This window comes from Streptomyces sp. URMC 129, assembly GCF_051386415.1.
Lineage (GTDB): Bacteria > Actinomycetota > Actinomycetes > Streptomycetales > Streptomycetaceae > Streptomyces.
Window position 1 is genome coordinate 55,686 of record NZ_JBPQTQ010000002.1, and the last position, 16,630, is coordinate 72,315.

General features: G+C 72.7%; 15 protein-coding genes. 10 read left to right on the forward strand and 5 right to left on the reverse strand.

The features are described from left to right. Nucleotide 1: 1 nt before the first annotated feature. Entirely contained in the window at nt 2-1,216 is a 1,215-nt protein-coding gene (locus tag ACSNOC_RS00975; protein WP_436745240.1) for a class I SAM-dependent methyltransferase, read from the reverse strand. A gap of 102 nt (nt 1,217-1,318) precedes the next feature. On the opposite strand from ACSNOC_RS00975, the gene ACSNOC_RS00980 reads away from it, so the two are divergent. The 3 genes from ACSNOC_RS00980 (at nt 1,319) to groL (ending at nt 4,534) form a co-directional block, all read left to right on the forward strand. Continuing rightward, nucleotides 1,319-2,278: a polysaccharide deacetylase family protein gene (locus tag ACSNOC_RS00980; protein ID WP_436745241.1), complete on the forward strand. Its 960-nt coding sequence runs from the start codon at nt 1,319-1,321 to the stop codon at nt 2,276-2,278. A gap of 214 nt (nt 2,279-2,492) precedes the next feature. Continuing rightward, nucleotides 2,493-2,801: a co-chaperone GroES gene (gene groES, locus ACSNOC_RS00985; protein ID WP_049567300.1), complete on the forward strand. Its 309-nt coding sequence runs from the start codon at nt 2,493-2,495 to the stop codon at nt 2,799-2,801. Nucleotides 2,802-2,911: 110 nt separating this feature from the next. Continuing rightward, nucleotides 2,912-4,534 carry a chaperonin GroEL gene (gene groL / locus ACSNOC_RS00990; RefSeq protein ID WP_436745242.1) on the forward strand — a complete coding sequence of 541 codons (1,623 nt, stop codon included), beginning with the start codon at nt 2,912-2,914 and terminating at the stop codon, nt 4,532-4,534. Between the two features lie 48 nt (nt 4,535-4,582). Here the strand turns inward: groL and ACSNOC_RS00995 are convergent, their stop codons facing one another. The 3 genes from ACSNOC_RS00995 to ACSNOC_RS01005 all read right to left on the reverse strand — a co-directional run bounded on the left by ACSNOC_RS00995 (nt 4,583) and on the right by ACSNOC_RS01005 (nt 6,460). Further along, entirely contained in the window at nt 4,583-5,278 is a 696-nt protein-coding gene (locus ACSNOC_RS00995; protein ID WP_436745243.1) for an ester cyclase, read from the reverse strand. Nucleotides 5,279-5,340: 62 nt separating this feature from the next. Next, nucleotides 5,341-6,123: an SDR family NAD(P)-dependent oxidoreductase gene (locus tag ACSNOC_RS01000; RefSeq protein ID WP_436745244.1), complete on the reverse strand. Its 783-nt coding sequence runs from the start codon at nt 6,121-6,123 to the stop codon at nt 5,341-5,343. A 19-nt stretch (nt 6,124-6,142) separates the two neighbouring features. Then, entirely contained in the window at nt 6,143-6,460 is a 318-nt protein-coding gene (locus ACSNOC_RS01005) for a WhiB family transcriptional regulator (RefSeq protein ID WP_436745245.1), read from the reverse strand. A gap of 321 nt (nt 6,461-6,781) precedes the next feature. Between ACSNOC_RS01005 and ACSNOC_RS01010 the strand changes: the two genes are divergently transcribed. The 5 genes from ACSNOC_RS01010 to ACSNOC_RS01030 all read left to right on the forward strand — a co-directional run bounded on the left by ACSNOC_RS01010 (nt 6,782) and on the right by ACSNOC_RS01030 (nt 11,371). Further along, entirely contained in the window at nt 6,782-7,393 is a 612-nt protein-coding gene (locus tag ACSNOC_RS01010; protein WP_019431595.1) for a response regulator transcription factor, read from the forward strand. Nucleotides 7,394-7,641: 248 nt separating this feature from the next. Further along, nucleotides 7,642-8,217 carry an RNA polymerase sigma factor ShbA gene (gene shbA, locus ACSNOC_RS01015; RefSeq protein ID WP_436745246.1) on the forward strand — a complete coding sequence of 192 codons (576 nt, stop codon included), beginning with the start codon at nt 7,642-7,644 and terminating at the stop codon, nt 8,215-8,217. A 159-nt stretch (nt 8,218-8,376) separates the two neighbouring features. After that, nucleotides 8,377-9,882 carry an IMP dehydrogenase gene (gene guaB / locus ACSNOC_RS01020; protein ID WP_436745247.1) on the forward strand — a complete coding sequence of 502 codons (1,506 nt, stop codon included), beginning with the start codon at nt 8,377-8,379 and terminating at the stop codon, nt 9,880-9,882. A 36-nt stretch (nt 9,883-9,918) separates the two neighbouring features. Then, a complete protein-coding gene (locus ACSNOC_RS01025) occupies nt 9,919-10,185 on the forward strand; it encodes a hypothetical protein (RefSeq protein ID WP_326598629.1) in 267 nt (88 codons plus the stop codon). 70 nt (nt 10,186-10,255) lie between these two features. Further along, nucleotides 10,256-11,371, forward strand: coding sequence for a GuaB3 family IMP dehydrogenase-related protein (locus ACSNOC_RS01030; protein WP_436745248.1), 1,116 nt, complete (start codon nt 10,256-10,258; stop codon nt 11,369-11,371). Between the two features lie 29 nt (nt 11,372-11,400). Here ACSNOC_RS01030 and ACSNOC_RS01035 read toward each other — a convergent pair whose 3' ends face one another. Beyond that, nucleotides 11,401-12,633 (reverse strand): nucleotide sugar dehydrogenase, encoded by a 1,233-nt coding sequence (locus tag ACSNOC_RS01035; protein ID WP_436745249.1) that lies wholly within the window; start codon nt 12,631-12,633, stop codon nt 11,401-11,403. Between the two features lie 170 nt (nt 12,634-12,803). On the opposite strand from ACSNOC_RS01035, the gene ACSNOC_RS01040 reads away from it, so the two are divergent. Beyond that, nucleotides 12,804-14,510 carry a glycerol-3-phosphate dehydrogenase/oxidase gene (locus tag ACSNOC_RS01040; RefSeq protein ID WP_436745250.1) on the forward strand — a complete coding sequence of 569 codons (1,707 nt, stop codon included), beginning with the start codon at nt 12,804-12,806 and terminating at the stop codon, nt 14,508-14,510. A gap of 88 nt (nt 14,511-14,598) precedes the next feature. Next, nucleotides 14,599-16,569: a protein kinase domain-containing protein gene (locus ACSNOC_RS01045; protein WP_436745251.1), complete on the forward strand. Its 1,971-nt coding sequence runs from the start codon at nt 14,599-14,601 to the stop codon at nt 16,567-16,569. Nucleotides 16,570-16,630 lie beyond the last annotated feature (61 nt).

Consider the following 16,630-nt stretch of genomic DNA (forward strand, 5'->3'; position numbering starts at 1 on the left):
GTCAGGCTGCCGGGTGGCCGATCAGGGCCGTGGGGGTCTGGCCGACGCGGGTCACGAAGAGCGTGCTCGCGTTCGGGCCGGAGGGGCGCAGACGGGCGCGGAGCTCTTCGGGGGTGACCGCGAAGCCGCGCTTCTTGATGGTCAGGGTGCCGACGCCGCGCTCGCGCAGCAGGGCCCGCAGGCGCTTCACGTTGAACGGCAGCACGTCCGTGATCGCGTAGGCCGTGGCGTACGGCGTCGGCCGCAGCTCGTCGCCGGTGACGTACGCGATGGCCGGGTCGAGCAGGCGGCCCCCGACCTGGTCCGCGACGTCCGCGACGAGGCCCGCGCGGATGACCGCGCCGTCCGGCTCGTACAGGTAGCGGCCGGGCGGTCCCGCGGCGGCCCGGCGGCCGGTGCCGGTCAGGGTGTGGCCGCCGGGCAGCAGGGTGGCGCGGCGGGGGGCGGCCTGGCCGGTGCCGAACCACAGCACCGCCTCCTTCACGTCCCCCCGGTCCGAGACCCACTCCGCCTCGGCCCCCGCCGGCACCGCCTCGTGCGGCACGCCCGGGGCGACCTTCAGGGCCGCGTACGGGACGCGGGAGGCCAGCTCCACGGCCCAGGACAGCGGCGGCGAGTACGCCTCGGGGTCGAAGATCCGGCGGCCCCCGCCGGCGCCGCGCCGGGCCGGGTCGGCGAACACCGCGTCCCAGCCCCGGACATCGGTGTCCTCCACGGCCGCGCGGCGCACGGTGACGCGGTCGGCGAGGCCGAGCGCCGCCGCGTTGGCCTCGGCGACCGCGCAGGCGAGCGGGGAGCGGTCCACCGCCAGGACGGTGAGCCCGGCCCGGGCGAGCGCGAGGGCGTCGCCGCCGATGCCGCAGCACAGGTCCGCGACGCGGGTGACGCCGAGCGCGGCGAAGCGCCGGGCGCGCCAGGCGGCCACCGGGGCGCGGGTGGCCTGTTCGACCCCGTCGGGCGTGAAGTACATCCGCTCGGCGTCGGGGCCGAACTTCGCGGCGGCGCGCTGCCGCAGCCGCGCCTGGCCGATGGCGGCGGCGACCAGCTCCGGCGGGTGCTCGCGGCGCAGGCGGGTGGCGACGGCCAGCTCCCGGGCGGGGTCGAGGTCGCGGAGCCCGGCCAGCAGCCGCCGGCCCGGCTCGGTCAGCAGGGCGAGGAAGGCGTCGAGGGCGCCGGGGGCGTCGGGGTGGGAGGTGCGTACGGCCACACGGGTCATTCTCCCCGCCGGTCCGGAAGGGCGTCCGGGGGTGCGGGCAGCGCGATGGCAGCATCCCGAAGCATGAGGATTATCGGACAAGTAGGACTAAATGATTGTCGGGTGAGACATAGGGTCCGGCGGTGCGGGGCGCTGGGCGGCGCGACGATACTCGCCCTCGTCTGCTCGGGAGCCGGGGTGCCGCCGGAGCTCCTGCCCGGGGGCTCCGGGGGCGGCGGGCAGGGCCTGCTGTCCGTGGTCGACGCCGCCCCGCCCGGCGAGGCCGTGCTCGGTCTCGGCGCATCGCAGCGTGCCCAGGCGCGCAGCGTCGCGGACGCGCTGGGCACGTACGCCAAGAAGCTGGAACGCGCCGAGGCGCGCCGCGTCGCCACCGCCAAGCGGTGGGGCCTGCGGAAGGCTCCGCTGCTCCCGCCCGCGCCCCCGGAGAAGAAGCCCGAACTGACCAGCGAGCCGGGCCACATCACCGGCTCCGGCCTGCCCCCGGTCATCGTCAGCGTGCCCACCGACGAGAAGGTCGTCTTCCTCACCATCGACGACGGCGCCGAGAAGGACCCGGAGCTGCTGAAGATGATGCGCGAACTCGACGTCCCCTACAGCGGCTTCCTCACCGACTACGTCTCCCGCGACGACTACGGCTACTTCCGGGAGGCCTACGAACTCGGCGCCGGCATGCACAACCACTCCGTCAACCACCGCGAGATGCCCACCCTCAGCTACTCCGAGCAGCGCGAGGAGATCTGCCACCAGCAGGACGTCCTGGAGAAGGAGATCGGCGAGCGGCCCACGCTCTTCCGGCCCCCGTACGGCGCCTACGACCGCGACACGCTGCGCGCGGCCAAGTCCTGCGGCATCCGGGTGATCCCGCTGTGGGCGGAGGAGGCGTTCCCCGATCGCATCGAATACGGGCGCGCGGACCAGAAGTTCCACCCCGGAGACATCATCCTCACCCATTTCCGCGGCGACGACGTGTGGGACGGCGACATGGCGGACATGATCCGGCGCGTGGTCAACGCCGCGACCGAACAGGGTTTCGCCATCGCGCGGTTGGAGGACTACGTGTAGCCCCGGCGCACGGCCGCGCCCGCGCGACGCGGCCACCGGTCACTTGGCACTCTAGTTGACTGAGTGCTAACGGCCGCCTAGTCTCGACCTGGCACTCTCCTCGCGTGAGTGCCAACGCGCGACAGGCGGATCCGGCACCCGCGACGACGGGTCCACCACGTCGCCATCCAGCCATTGATAACCCCGTGAGATCTCCGAAGGGGGAGGTCGGATCGTGACGACCGTCAGCTCCAAGGTTGCCATCAAGCCGCTTGAGGACCGCATTGTGGTCCAGCCGCTCGACGCCGAGCAGACCACGGCCTCGGGCCTGGTCATTCCGGACACGGCCAAGGAGAAGCCCCAGGAGGGCACCGTCCTGGCCGTGGGCCCGGGCCGCTTCGAGGACGGGAACAGGCTGCCGCTCGACGTCAAGGTCGGCGACATCGTTCTCTACAGCAAGTACGGCGGCACCGAGGTGAAGTACAACAACGAGGAGTACCTCGTGCTCTCGGCCCGCGACGTGCTCGCGATCATCGAGAAGTAATTCCGGCACCGACGCTCACATCCGCGCCCCGGGACCCGCGCTCATCCAGAGACAGCCGGGGCCGGGGCGCGGTTCGTTTACCGAAGAACACACGAGGGACACCCACACCCATGGCGAAGATCCTTAAATTCGACGAGGACGCCCGCCGCGCCCTCGAGCGCGGCGTGAACCGACTCGCCGACGCCGTCAAGGTCACCATCGGTCCCAAGGGCCGCAACGTCGTCATCGACAAGAAGTTCGGCGCGCCCACCATCACCAACGACGGCGTCACCATCGCGCGCGAGGTCGAGGCGGAGGACCCGTTCGAGAACCTCGGCGCCCAGCTTGTGAAGGAAGTGGCGACCAAGACCAACGACGTCGCCGGTGACGGCACCACCACCGCCACCGTGCTGGCGCAGGCGCTCGTCCGCGAGGGGCTGCGCAACGTGGCTGCCGGCGCGTCCCCGTCGGGTCTCAAGCGCGGCATCGACGCCGCGGTCGCCGCCGTCGCCGAGGACCTGCGCGCCAGCGCCCGGCCGATCGACTCCAAGGAGGACATCGCCGCCGTGGCCGCGCTGTCCGCCCAGGACAAGCAGGTCGGCGCCCTGATCGCCGAGGCGATGGACAAGGTCGGCAAGGACGGCGTGATCACCGTCGAGGAGTCCCAGACCTTCGGTCTCGACCTCGACTTCACCGAGGGCATGGCCTTCGACAAGGGCTACCTGTCGCACTACTTCGTGACCGACCAGGAGCGCATGGAGGCCGTCCTCGACGACCCCTACATCCTGATCAACCAGGGCAAGATCTCCTCCATCCAGGACCTGCTCCCGCTGCTGGAGAAGATCATGCAGGCCGGCGGCTCCCGCCCGCTGCTGATCATCGCCGAGGACGTCGAGGGCGAGGCCCTGTCCACCCTCGTGGTCAACAAGATCCGCGGCACGTTCCACTCGGCGGCCGTCAAGGCCCCCGGCTTCGGCGACCGCCGCAAGGCGATGCTCGGTGACATGGCCGCGCTCACCGGCGCCACCGTGATCTCCGAGGAGGTCGGCCTCAAGCTCGACCAGGTGGGCCTCGACGTGCTGGGCACCGCCCGCCGCGTCACCATCACCAAGGACGACACCACGATCGTCGACGGCGCCGGCCGGTCCGAGGACATCGAGGGCCGCGTCGCGCAGATCAAGGCCGAGATCGAGACCACGGACTCGGACTGGGACCGCGAGAAGCTCCAGGAGCGCCTCGCCAAGCTCGCCGGCGGCGTCTGCGTGATCCGCGTCGGCGCGGCCACCGAGGTCGAGCTGAAGGAGAAGAAGCACCGTCTGGAGGACGCCATCTCCGCCACCCGCGCGGCGGTCGAGGAGGGCATCGTCCCCGGCGGCGGCGCCTCCCTGGTGCACTCCGCCAAGGTGCTGGACGGCGACCTCGGCAAGACGGGCGACGAGGCCACCGGCGTGGCGATCGTCCGCCGCGCCGCCGTCGAGCCGCTGCGCTGGATCGCGGAGAACGCCGGCCTGGAGGGCTACGTGATCACCTCCAAGGTGGCCGAGCTGGACAAGGGCCAGGGCTTCAACGCGGCCACCGGCGTCTACGGCGACCTGGTCAAGGACGGCGTCATCGACCCGGTGAAGGTGACCCGATCCGCGCTCCAGAACGCCGCCTCCATCGCCTCCCTGCTGCTCACCACCGAGACCCTGGTGGTGGAGAAGAAGGAGGACGAGCCGGAGTCGGCCGGTCACGGTCACGGCCACGCGCACTGACCGCGGGCCGTGGCCCCGGCGGGGTCGTCCTGCCCGCCGGGGCGTCGGCTACAGCTCCACCAGGCCCACCTGGGCCAGCAGGCCGAGCTGGTCCCAGTTCCACCAGGCCTCCGCGATCCGGCCGTTCCGGAAGCGGTGGGTGACATGCCCGGAGATCCGCACCGGGCGGCCGGTCGGGGCCAGCCCCATGAACTCGGCCGAGTGGGTGCCCGTCGCGGTGAACCGGGTGATCACCAGGTCGCCCTCGGCCACCTGGCTCTCGATGATGAACGTCGGCCGGAACGCCCGGATGTACTTGGCCGCGTCCTCCTTGGACTCCGCGAGCCCGAGCGGGTCGACGGAGCTGCCCGGGTCGTGCTCCCGGTAGTCCTCCGTGCACAGCTCGTCCACGGCGTCCACGTCCCCGCGGTTCACGGCCCTGTCGAAGAAGCGCCGGACGGCCTCCTTGTTGAGCTGCTCGTCCCGCACCACGTCCAGGTCGGTGAACTGCGGCGTCCCGTCGCAGAGCGCCACCATCTCGCGGAAGATCCGGTCGGTCTCCGGGAGTTCGGAGTTCCGCCGCGCCTCCTCGTACGAGGGGAACTCGACGATCTCGACGATGTGGGTGCCGTCGGCCCGGTCCCGGCCGACGATCGAGTGGGTCGCTGTCCGCTTGCCCCGGGTCTGCTCGACCCAGGTGTCCATGAGCCGATTCAGTTCATCGACTCTGCTGGTCTTGCAGTCGATCACCTGTACGAAAGTCATGGCGTGTCCGTGTCTGTGAGCGCGTATGCGTACCACGTCCAGCCTAATACTTTATGCCCGATTTATCCGCTCCGGCCGGGTCCGTACTTCCGGCCCGCCCGCGAGGACAGCCCGCCCACCGCGCCGCGCGGGGCCAGCCGGGCGGCGCCCATGAGCACCTTGTAGCGCGCGTCGGGGATGGAGACCGTCCGGCCGCGGGCCAGGTCCTTCAGAGCCGCGTCCACCACGCGGTCCGCCTCCAGCCACATCCAGCCGGGGACGTTGTCCGTGCCCATGCCCGCCCGCTGGTGGAACTCCGTCCGCACGAACCCCGGGCACAGCGCCATCAGCCGCACCCCGCTGCCCGCCAGGTCACGGGCCGCGCCCTCGGTGAACTGGACCACCCACGCCTTGGAGGCGCCGTAGGTGCCGCGCGGCAGGAACGCGGCCACCGAGGCGACGTTCACCACGCCGCCCCGCCCGCGCCGCCGCATCGGTCCGGCGGCGGCCGTGGTCAGGCGGAGCACCGCCTCGCAGTGGACCTTGAGCATCTTCAGCTCGTCCGCCACCGGGACGTCGAGATAGCCGCCCTTGTGGCCGAACCCGGCGTTGTTGACCAGCAGGTCGACCGGGCGGTCGGGGTCGGACAGCCGGGCCTCCACGGCGGCGATGCCGTCGTCGGTCGACAGGTCGGCCGAGAGCACGGCCGCCTCGATCCCGTGCCGGTCGTGCAGCTCGGCGGCCTGGCGCCGCAGTGCCTGAAGATCGCGGGCGACGAGCACCAGGTCGTGCCGGTCGCGGGCCAGCCGGCGGGCGAAGGCGGCGCCGATCCCGGCGGTGGCCCCGGTCACCAATGCAGTTGTCATACGAAGACGGTAGTCGCCTTCAGCGGCGCGTGTGCGCCGAGTTGGCGTCCACGAGGTCCCGGCGGGCCCGGCCGAGCAGCTCCTCGCGCTCGTCCTCGGTCAGACCGCCCCACACGCCGTACGGCTCGCGGACCGACAGCGCGTGCGAGGCGCACTCGGAGCGGACCGGGCAGCGCATGCACACCTCCTTCGCGGCCTCCTCGCGCGCGCTGCGGGCCGCGCCGCGCTCGCCCTCGGGGTGGAAGAACAGCGAGCTGTCCACCCCGCGGCAGGCCGCGAGCAACTGCCAGTCCCACAGGTCGGCGTTGGGGCCCGGAAGGCGGGAGAAATCTGCCATGACAGTGTCCCATCGTCATCGAGGCTCAGAAAGTAGATGTAAATATGACTACCAGCCGAATATAGCTGTAAACACGCTGATAGGAACAAAAAGGTCTCATCAGGGCAAAAACGGATGTTCGGCGTGTTTGCTGAAGCGCGACTGGGCCGTGATCGGCCGTTCACGTACAGTGCTGATGCTGTGCAGTTGGAGGCCGTAACTCTTTCGGGTGACCGTCGTTGAGAGGGCTGAGGCGGTTGACACGGCTTGTCAATCGCACAGGTGACGACACACGACTGCCTGGAGGCTCAAGGTGATGCGCATCAGCTCCGGAGGGCGACCATGACATCCGTCCTTGTCTGCGACGACTCCCCGCTCGCCCGTGAGGCGCTCCGCCGAGCGGTCGCCACCGTGCCCGGTGTCGAGCGGGTCACTACGGCCGCCAACGGCGAGGAGGTCCTGCGCCGCTGGGGTGCCGACCGTTCCGACCTGATTCTGATGGACGTCCGAATGCCCGGGCTCGGCGGAGTGGAAACCGTCCGGCGGCTTCTTTCCGCGGACCCCGGTGCCCGCATCATCATGCTCACCGTCGCGGAGGACCTGGACGGCGTGGCGCTGGCCGTCGCGGCGGGCGCGCGCGGATACCTCCACAAGGACGCCTCCCGCGCCGAGCTGCGCGCCACGGTCACCCAGGCGCTGGCCGACCCCACCTGGCGGCTCGCCCCGCGGCGGCTGCGCTCCTCCGACATGGGCGCCGCCCCGACGCTGACCGCGCGGGAGATCCAGGTGCTGGAGGGCATGAGCCACGGCCGGTCCAACGCGGAGATCGGGCGGGAGCTCTTCCTCTCCGAGGACACGGTGAAGACGCACGCCCGCCGGCTGTTCAAGAAGCTCGGCGCGTCGGACCGCGCGCACGCCGTGGCGCTGGGGTTCCGCTGGGGACTGGTCCGCTGATCGACGGGACCGGACGGGGAGCACGGCCGTGGCTGTCACCCCGTCCGGCAGGAGCCGTGGCTCAAAAGCTCCGCGCGTGACGCATCCTTGGATGCATGACGCTCCTTGGGGACGAGTCAGCCAGGTGCGAGGGGAGGGTTCGGGACATGACGCTCACCGCTCCCGCTCCCGCTCCCGCACATAACGCTTCGGTGCACAACTCGACCCGCGGTGGCCCGGACCCCGCGGCCACAGTGCACCATGGACCGATGCGCGAAGACGAGACCACGGCGATCGGCGCTCTCGTCCACCGTGCCGCCGAGGGCGATGCCCAGGCCACACACGACCTGCTCGCCCATGTGCACCCGCTGGCCCTGCGCTACTGCCGCACGCGCCTGGCGCGCCTGCCGGGCGAGGCCAGACACTTCGTGGACGACCTGGCCCAGGAGGTGTGCCTGGCGGTGCTGTGCGCGCTGCCGCGCTACCGGGACACGGGCCGCCCGTTCGACGCGTTCGTCGTCGCCATCGCCCAGCACAAGGTCGCCGACCTCCAGCGGGCCGCGCTGCGCCGGCCCGGCTCCACCGCCGTGCCCTCCGACGAGATGCCCGAGCGGCCCGACGACTCCCTGGGCCCGGAGGAGCGCGCGCTGCTGTCCAGCGACGCCGAATGGGCCAGGAAGCTGCTGGCGAACCTCCCGGACCACCTGCGCGAGCTGGTGCTGCTGCGGGTCGCGGTCGGGCTGACGGCCGAGGAGACCGGCGCCAAGCTCGGCATGTCGCCCGGTGCCGTCCGGGTCGCCCAGCACCGGGCCCTCAGCCGGCTGCGGGCGCTGGCCGGGCGCTGAGCGGCCGAAGCCCGCGGTCCGCCCCGATGTTTCGCGCGGGCGGCACCGGGGAAATGGGCACCGTCCACCGGGGCCGTAGCATGGAGTCCCCGGCCGGGTGAACCCATGGGTCCATGGGGAGTAAACGGCCGCGGGCAAGCGGGTGAGCGGAAGGGTGCCATGACTGATTACGCGGGTGAGCTGCCGGACAAGTTCGCGGCACTGGGGCTGACCTTCGACGATGTGCTGCTGCTGCCGGGGCCCGCCGATCTGGCGCCGCAGGACATCGACACGTCGTCCCGCGTCTCCCGCAACGTCCGGGTGAAGGTCCCGCTGATGTCGGCCGCGATGGACAAGGTCACCGAGGCCAGGATGGCCATCGCGATGGCCCGGCAGGGCGGCGTCGGCGTCCTCCACCGGAACCTGTCGATCGAGGAGCAGGCCGCGCAGGTCGACCGGGTCAAGCGCTCGGAGTCCGGCATGGTCACCGACCCGATCACGACCCGCCCGGACGCCACGCTGCGCGACGCCGACGAGCTGTGCGCCCGGTTCCGGATCAGCGGCGTGCCGGTGACGGACGCGGCCGGGAAGCTGCTGGGCATCGTCACCAACCGGGACATGGCGTTCGAGCCGGACCGCGGCCGTCAGGTGCGCGAGGTCATGACGCCGATGCCGCTGGTCACCGGGCACGTGGGCATCTCCGGCGAGGACGCCATGGAGCTGCTGCGGCGGCACAAGATCGAGAAGCTGCCGCTGGTGGACGGCGACGGCCTGCTCAAGGGCCTCATCACCGTCAAGGACTTCGTCAAGGCCGAGAAGTACCCCCGGGCCGCGAAGGACGAGGAGGGCCGGCTGATCGTCGGCGCCGCCGTCGGCGTCGCCGGGGACGCGTACGAGCGCGCCCAGGCGCTGATCGAGGCCGGGGTGGACTTCATCGTGGTCGACACCGCGCACGGGCACTCCCGGCTGGTCGCGGACATGGCCGCCAAGATCAAGTCGAACCACGACCAGGTGGACGTCGTCGCGGGCAACGTCGCGACGCGGGACGGCGCCCGGGCGCTGGTGGACGCGGGCGTGGACGGCATCAAGGTCGGGGTCGGCCCCGGCTCGATCTGCACCACGCGGGTCGTCGCCGGCATCGGCGTGCCGCAGGTGACGGCGATCTACGAGGCGGCGCAGGCGGCGCGCGAGGCGGGCATCCCGGTCATCGGGGACGGCGGCCTGCAGTACAGCGGCGACATCGCCAAGGCGCTGGTGGCCGGCGCCGACACGGTGATGCTCGGCAGCCTGCTGGCCGGGTGCGAGGAGTCCCCGGGCGAGCTGCTGTTCATCAACGGCAAGCAGTTCAAGTCCTACCGGGGCATGGGCTCGCTGGGCGCCATGCAGTCGCGCGGCGAGCGGCGTTCGTACTCCAAGGACCGGTACTTCCAGGACGAGATCGGCGACGACGACAAGCTGATCCCCGAGGGCGTCGAGGGCCAGGTGCCCTACCGCGGCCCGCTCGCCTCCGTGGTGCACCAGCTGGTCGGCGGTCTGCACCAGTCGATGTACTACCTGGGCGGCCGGACCATCCCGGAGATCAAGGAGCGCGGCCGGTTCGTCCGCATCACCGCGGCCGGGCTGAAGGAGAGCCACCCGCACGACATCCAGATGACGACCGAGGCGCCGAACTACTCGCGGCGCTGAGCGGGCGCCGGACGGGACCGGGGGAAGACCGAGGGAATGCTGTACGCGGTCAAGTTCAGCGAGGAGGCCGCCCGGGTGCGGGACGGCCTCCCCGCCGACCGCAAGGCGCTGCTGGAGCGGGGGCTGGCCGTGCTGGCGCAGGACCCCGAGCCGAAGATGTCGATCCCGATCTCCGGCGACGAGTCCACCCGCTCCCTGGCCCTGACCCCGAACATCGCGATCGAGTACGTGGTGGGCGAGGGGCTGCTGCTGGTCCTCGTCGTCCACGTCGTGGACTTCACGCACGTGCTCCTGGAGGAGTGACCCGCCGGGGGGTGCGCCTTACTCCGGTCGGGGATACTGGGGGAGGCACACCGTACGGAAAGGTTCTTTCGTGACTGAGATCGAGATCGGGCGCGGCAAGCGCGGGCGGCGGGCGTACGCATTCGACGACATCGCCGTGGTGCCGAGCCGGCGCACCCGCGACCCGAAAGAGGTCTCGATCGCCTGGCAGATCGACGCCTACCGGTTCGAACTGCCGTTCCTGGCCGCGCCGATGGACTCCATCGTCTCGCCCGCCACCGCGATCCGCATCGGTGAGATGGGCGGGCTCGGCGTGCTGAACCTCGAAGGGCTCTGGACCCGGTACGACGACCCCGAGCCGCTGCTGACGGAGATCACCGAGCTGGACGAGGCGTCGGCCAACCGGCGCCTGCAGGAGATCTACGCCGCGCCGATCCGCGAGGAGCTGATCTTCCGCCGGATCAAGGAGGTGCGGGACGCGGGCGTCGTCACCGCCGCCGCGCTCTCGCCGCAGCGGACCGCGCAGTTCTCCAAGGCGGTGCTCGACGCGGGCGTGGACATCTTCGTCATCCGCGGCACCACCGTCTCGGCGGAGCACGTGTCGGGGGCGGCCGAGCCGCTCAACCTCAAGCAGTTCATCTACGAGCTGGACGTGCCGGTGATCGTCGGCGGCTGCGCCACGTACACCGCCGCCCTGCACCTGATGCGGACCGGCGCGGCCGGCGTGCTCGTCGGCTTCGGCGGCGGCGCCGCGCACACCACGCGGAACGTGCTGGGCATCCAGGTCCCGATGGCCACCGCGGTGGCCGACGTGGCGGCGGCCCGGCGGGACTACATGGACGAGTCCGGCGGCCGGTATGTGCACGTCATCGCGGACGGCGGCGTCGGCTGGTCGGGCGACCTGCCGAAGGCGGTCGCGTGCGGCGCGGACGCCGTGATGATGGGCTCGCCGCTGGCCCGCGCCACGGACGCGCCGGGCCGGGGCCACCACTGGGGCATGGAGGCCGTCCACGAGGACGTGCCGCGCGGCAAGAAGGTCCACCTGGGCACGGTCGGCACGACCGGGGAAATCCTCACCGGCCCCTCGCACATCCCGGACGGCTCGATGAACTTCTTCGGGGCGCTGCGCCGCGCGATGGCGACGACGGGGTACTCCGAGCTGAAGGAGTTCCAGCGCGTCGAGGTCACGGTCGCCCGCTCCCGCTGAGCCTCTGGCGCCGTCCCCGGCCGCCGGCCCTAGAGACGGTGCGCCGACCCGGCCGGGGTGGCGCCGCGGGTGTCGAGCAGGAGCTGTGCCTTGGCCGCCAGGCCCTGGAGGTCGTAGGTGGCGTGCTGCTGGAGCAGCAGCGTCAGATCCGCGGCGGCGGCGGCCTCGTAGAGCGAGTCGGCGCGCCGGACCGGGTGGCCGCCCACATGCCACTCGGTCACGAACGGGTCGTGGAACGTGAGGTGCGCGCCCAGGCTGAGCAGCCGGGAGGCGATCTCGCGGGCCGGGGCGCCCTGCTGGTCGGGCAGGTCGGGCCGGTAGGTCACGCCCAGCAGCAGCACGCGGGCGCCGCGCGCGGACTTGCCGTGCTCGTTGAGCAGGGCGGCGGCGCGCTGGGTCACGTAACGGGGCATCCGTTCGTTCACGTCGCGCGCGAGCTGCACGATCCGGAGCCGGCCGCCCGGGTCGACGGGGGCGCCGTGGCCGCCGACGCCGGGGCCGGGGCGGAAGGCGTGGAAGCCGAACGGCTTGGTCTCCGCGCAGCGGACCACGTCCCAGATGTCGATGCCCAGTTCGTGGCAGAGCACGGCCATCTCGTTGACCAGGGCGATGTTGACGTGCCGGAAGTTGGTCTCCAGGACCTTGACCGCCTCGGCCTCCATCACGCCTCGGGCCCGTACCACCTTGTCGGTCAGCCGCCCGTAGAAGGCGGCGGCGGCCTCGGTGCAGGCGGGGGTGAGGCCGCCGATGACGCGGGGGGTGCCCGCGTAGCCGAATGTCCGGCTGCCCGGGTCGAGGCGGCCGGGCGCGCAGGCGAGGTGGAAGTCGTGGCCGGCCCGCAGGCCCGAGCCGCGTTCGAGCGCCGGGCGCAGCACGTCCCGGGTGGTGCCGGGGGGCACCGCCGACTCCAGGACCACGAGGGTGCGCGGCCGGAGCCGGGGCGCGAGCGCGGCGGCGGCCTCGCGCACGCCGCCCACGTCGAGGGCGCGTCCCGCGCCCGGCGGGGTCGGGACACAGATCAGGGCGGTGCGGACCCGGCCGAGGACGGCCGCGTCGCTGGTGGCGCGGAAGCCGGCGGAGAGCATGCGGCGCAGCTCGGCGGCGGACAGGGAGCCGTCGGCCGGCGGGCGGCCCGCGTTCAGCTCCTCCGCGCGCGCGGGGTCGGGCGTGAAGCCGACGGTGGCGATGCCGGCGGCGGTGGCGGCCTGGGCGGTGGGCAGCCCCAACTGCCCCAGGCCGAGAACGGCGAGATCAGCGGGCATACGCGGTACCGCTCCCTTCTCCCCAGTGCGGTCTGCTTAGGGGCATATATGACAGATGTTCGCCGATTGACCGCCGCGGCGGACCGATGGCGCGCCAAAGCGGCGGAAATGGGGAACCATCGGTACGAGGCGAGCGCCGCGTGTCGGGAACGGCGCACAAGGAGGCGGACGTGAGGACAGCCGAACTGGGGCCGGCGCAGCGGGGCGAGGCGCTCGCCCGGATGGCGGAGCGCGAGCTGGACGTGCTGGTGGTCGGCGGGGGAGTGGTCGGCGCGGGCACCGCGCTGGACGCCGTGACCCGCGGCCTGGCGACCGGGCTGGTCGAGGCCAGGGACTGGGCCTCGGGCACGTCGAGCCGGTCGAGCAAGCTGATCCACGGCGGGCTGCGTTATCTGGAGATGCTCGACTTCGGCCTGGTCAGGGAGGCCCTCAAGGAGCGCGGACTGCTGCTGGAGCGGATCGCGCCGCACCTGGTCAAGCCCGTGCCGTTCCTGTATCCCCTCCAGCACCGCGGCTGGGAGCGGCTGTACGCGGGCACCGGCGTCGCGCTGTACGACGCCATGGCGTTCTCCTCCGGACACGGCCGGGGGCTGCCGCGCCACCGGCATCTGACGCGGCGCCACGCGCTGCGGGTCGCGCCGTGCCTGCGGAAGGACGCGCTGGTCGGCGCCCTGCAGTACTACGACGCGCAGGTGGACGACGCCCGGTTCGTCGCCACCCTGGTGCGGACCGCCGCGGGCTACGGCGCGCATGTCGCCAACCGCGCCCGGGTCACCGCGTTCCTGCGCGAGGGCGAACGCGTCGTCGGCGTGCGGGTGACGGACCTGGAGGGCGGCGGCGCGCACGAGATCAGGGCGCGGCAGGTCGTCAACGCGACCGGCGTGTGGACGGACGACACGCAGGCGATGATCGCGGAGCGCGGCCAGTTCCACGTCCGGGCCTCCAAGGGCATCCACCTGGTGGTGCCCAAGGACCGGATCCAGTCCTCGACCGGGCTGATCCTGCGCACCGAGACCAGCGTGCTCTTCGTCATCCCCTGGGGTCGGCACTGGATCGTGGGCACCACGGACACCGCCTGGGACCTGGACAAGGCTCACCCGGCGGCCTCCAGCGCCGACATCGACTACCTGCTCGAACACGTCAACTCGGTGCTGGCCGTCCCCCTCACCCGGGACGACGTGGAGGGCGTCTACGCGGGGCTGCGCCCGCTGCTCGCCGGGGAGTCGGACGCCACCAGCACACTGTCGCGCGAGCACACGGTGGCGCACCCGGTGCCCGGTCTGGTGGTGGTCGCGGGCGGCAAGTACACCACCTACCGGGTGATGGCCAAGGACGCGGTGGACGCGGCGGTCCACGGCCTCGGCCGGCGGGTCGCGGCCTGCTGCACCGAGGACGTCCGGCTGGCCGGGGCCGAGGGATACCGCGCACTGTGGAACGCCAGGGCACGCCTCGCGGCCCGGGCCGGTCTGCACGAGGCGCGGATCGAGCATCTGCTGGGCCGGTACGGCTCCCTGACGGAGGAACTGCTCGACCTCGTCGCCGCCGACCCCCGGCTCGGCGAGCCGCTGCCGGCCGCCGACGACTACCTGAAGGCCGAGATCGTGTACGCCTGTTCGCACGAGGGCGCCCGCCATCTGGAGGACGTGCTGACCCGCCGGACGCGCATCTCCATCGAGACGTTCGACCGCGGCACGCGCAGCGCGCGCGTATGCGCCGGGCTGATGGCGGGCGTGCTCGGCTGGACGGACGCTCAGATCGAGCGTGAGATCGAGCACTACGAGAAGCGCGTCGAGGCGGAGCGCGAGTCGCAGACGCAGCCCGATGACCTGACGGCGGACGCCGCCAGGCTGGGCGCTCCCGACACCGTTCCCCTCTGATTCCGCGCCGCCCATCCGTGCGCCCCACCGTCCGGCTGTCGGGGTCATGGGTGACAATGGCCGGGGAAGCCGGAGGGGACGCGACGACATGGGCCAAGACAGCGGGGACATCGGGGCGCGGGACGCCGCGCCGGAGGCGGTGCCGGACGGGGACGGCGCGGAGGACCGCGCGGGCGAGGCGGCGGACACCCCGGACGCTCCGGGCGGTCCGGGGACCGGGGACGCGGGCGGCGGCGCCCAGGGCCGTCTGCTGAACGGGCGGTACCGGCTCGGCGAGGTCGTGGGGCGCGGCGGCATGGGCACGGTCTGGCAGGCCAGGGACGAAGTCCTCGGCCGCGCCGTGGCGGTGAAGGAGCTCCGGCTGCCGCCGGGCGTCGACGACGGCGAGCGCAAGCGCATGGTCACCCGCACGCTGCGGGAGGCCAAGGCGATCGCGACCATCCGCAGCCAGGGCGTCGTCACCATCTACGACGTGGTGGACGAGGGGTCGCGGCCCTGGATCGTGATGGAGCTGATCGAGGGCCGCTCACTGGCCGACATCATCCGCGCCGACGGGCCGATGCGCCCGGAGCGCGCCGCGTCGATCGGGCTCGCCATTCTCGACGTGCTGCGCGCCACCCACGCCGCTGGGGTGCTGCACCGCGACGTCAAGCCGTCCAACGTGCTCATCGCGGACGAGGACGGCCGGGTCGTCCTCACCGACTTCGGCATCGCCAAGGTCGAGGGCGATCCGTCGATCACCTCCACCGGCATGCTGGTCGGCGCGCCCTCGTACATCTCGCCCGAGCGCGCCCGGGGCGAGACCCCGGGGCCGCCCGCCGACCTGTGGTCGCTGGGCGCCCTGCTGTACTGCTGCGTCGAGGGCCGCCCGCCGTACGACGAGGGCGGCGCGATCGCCACGCTGGCCGCCGTGATGTACGACCCGGTGCCGGCGCCCGGCCAGGCCGGGCCGCTGACCGAGGTCATCACCGGGCTGCTGGTCAAGGACCCGGCCGGGCGGCTGGACGAGCAGCGCGCCCGCGTGCTGCTCGACGCGGTGGTGGCCGGCTCGCCGGCGGCGGAGCCCGCCGACAGGACCGTCGTCGTCGGCCTGGGCGCGCCCCGCGGCCGGGTGCCCGATCCGCGCACGCCCGCCGCGCCGGTGGCCGCCGTGGCCGCCCCGGCGGCGCCGCCGGAGCCGCCCCCGCTGCTGCCGTCCGCCCCGGAGTCCACGGCGACCGGCCCGGTCGTGCCGCCACCCGGCGGCAGCAGACGCAGACGCGTGCTGATCATCGCCGGCCTCGTCGCCGTGCTGCTCGCCCTGCTCGGTGCCGCGCTGGCCGCCACGCTGGGGGACGAGGACGGCGGGGGCACCGGTGCGGTGGGGCAGGACGGGACGGGCGAGGAGGACGGCGGCGAGCGGTCCGGCCAGGATCCGGAGGGCGCCGCCGGCGACCCGGCGCAGGACGTCACCGACGAGCCCGGGGCCGAGGAGACGCAGGACCCCGGCGGGTCCGAGCCGGAGGACGAGGGCTCCGACGACGGATCCGGCACGTCCGACGCGGAGGGCCCGCCCGGCACCGAGCCGGAGACCGACCCCGGCGCCTCGCTGCCCGAGACGCCCGCCGGGTACGCGCAGATCTCCGACAGCCAGTTCCACTTCCGGATGTCGCTGCCCCGGGGCTGGGAGCGCACCGGCATCGCCGGAGAGCACTCGGGCGGCATCTACAGCGCGGCCGACGGCGGACCGCCCAAGGTCCAGGTCGACTTCAACGCCGACCCCGGCGACGACGCCGAGGCCGCCTGGCGCGAGCTGGAGCCCTCGGTGGCGCGCAACAGCGACGACTACCAGCTGATCGGCATCGAGTCGGTGGAGTGGCGCGGCTATCCGACCGTCGCCGACTGGGAGTTCGAGCGGACCGAGGACGGGGAGCGCGTCCGGGTGCTGAACCGGGGCTTCCGCGTGGACGAGGACCACGGCTACGCCATCATGATCACCTGCCCGGTGGACGAATGGGACGAGAGCTCCTGTACCACCCTCCGCGAGACCGCGTTCGGGACGTTCCAGCCCTGGGACTGAGCATTATCAGGAGTTGACGGACCGTAGCCGCGGCAAGTGCGTGGCGCGTATCGTGAGAGAC

Excerpts from the sequence above, each read along its gene's own strand:
- ACSNOC_RS00975 (WP_436745240.1), bottom strand. The coding sequence starts at position 1,216 with ATGACCCGTGTGGCCGTACGCACCTCCCACCCCGACGCCCCCGGCGCC.
- groL (WP_436745242.1), top strand. The coding sequence starts at position 2,912 with ATGGCGAAGATCCTTAAATTCGACGAGGACGCCCGCCGCGCCCTCGAG.
- ACSNOC_RS00995 (WP_436745243.1), bottom strand. The coding sequence starts at position 5,278 with ATGACTTTCGTACAGGTGATCGACTGCAAGACCAGCAGAGTCGATGAA.
- ACSNOC_RS01000 (WP_436745244.1), bottom strand. The coding sequence starts at position 6,123 with ATGACAACTGCATTGGTGACCGGGGCCACCGCCGGGATCGGCGCCGCC.
- ACSNOC_RS01005 (WP_436745245.1), bottom strand. The coding sequence starts at position 6,460 with ATGGCAGATTTCTCCCGCCTTCCGGGCCCCAACGCCGACCTGTGGGAC.
- ACSNOC_RS01010 (WP_019431595.1), top strand. The coding sequence starts at position 6,782 with ATGACATCCGTCCTTGTCTGCGACGACTCCCCGCTCGCCCGTGAGGCG.
- shbA (WP_436745246.1), top strand. The coding sequence starts at position 7,642 with ATGCGCGAAGACGAGACCACGGCGATCGGCGCTCTCGTCCACCGTGCC.
- guaB (WP_436745247.1), top strand. The coding sequence starts at position 8,377 with ATGACTGATTACGCGGGTGAGCTGCCGGACAAGTTCGCGGCACTGGGG.
- ACSNOC_RS01025 (WP_326598629.1), top strand. The coding sequence starts at position 9,919 with ATGCTGTACGCGGTCAAGTTCAGCGAGGAGGCCGCCCGGGTGCGGGAC.
- ACSNOC_RS01035 (WP_436745249.1), bottom strand. The coding sequence starts at position 12,633 with ATGCCCGCTGATCTCGCCGTTCTCGGCCTGGGGCAGTTGGGGCTGCCC.
- ACSNOC_RS01045 (WP_436745251.1), top strand. The coding sequence starts at position 14,599 with ATGGGCCAAGACAGCGGGGACATCGGGGCGCGGGACGCCGCGCCGGAG.